This is a genomic window from Roseateles sp. P5_E1 (assembly GCF_054049335.1).
Genome location: NZ_JBFUMN010000199.1, coordinates 1 through 708, shown reverse-complemented (window position 1 = coordinate 708; position 708 = coordinate 1). Strand labels below are relative to the sequence as shown.

1 pseudogene is annotated in these 708 nt (G+C 64.4%); it reads right to left on the bottom strand.

What is annotated here, in order from left to right:
• A pseudogene (locus ACXJKJ_RS30590) lies at positions 1–708 on the bottom strand (hypothetical protein); the annotation flags it as partial.

The following is a 708-nucleotide window of genomic DNA, read 5'->3' as shown; positions in this document are numbered from 1 at the left end:
GTTCGAAGGTGGTGGTCGGGGTGGTGAGCGAGTTGTAGGCGTAGCGCAGCCACGGGCTGTCCGGCTCGGGATTGGCGGCCAGGCCCATCGAGTAGGCCGGTTCGTCGGCCTTGACGTAGTCCTGGCGACCGTCCGGGTACAGCAGGCGGATCCGCTCCAGGCCATTGGAGCGCTCGGCGATCGCGCTGAAGCCGTCGAACAGCTCGAAGCCTTCGACCAGCACCGCATCATCGTGCGCGACCCAGTCGGTCCACTGCTTGCGCGAGGTGGCATTGCTCGGCGCGGTCACGATCTTGAAGTTCTTCGCATCGGCATCGTTGGTACGGATCACCCAGCGACCGTTGAAGTGGTCGGCATCGTATTCGACGTCGCGCGCACGCGCGGCCAACAGCGTGAATGCCTGTGGATCGGCGGCCGGTGCGTAGCGTGTTTCCGAGCTGACCGTGCTGTGCAGTTCGATGGTGAGGTACTTATCGTCGCGGGTGCGGCCCACGCCCATGTAGAAGCTGTCGTCCTTCTCTTCGTAGACCAACACGTCGCTGCTGGTCGGCGTGCCCAGCACGTGCTTCTTCACCCGTACGGTGAGCAGGGTTTCCGGGTCGTTCTCGACGTAGAACAGGGTGCGGTTGTCATCGGCCCAGACCACGTTCGGGGAGACGTTCTCGATGCGGTCCGGCAGCACCTGGCCGGTGCGCAGGTCCTTGAAGC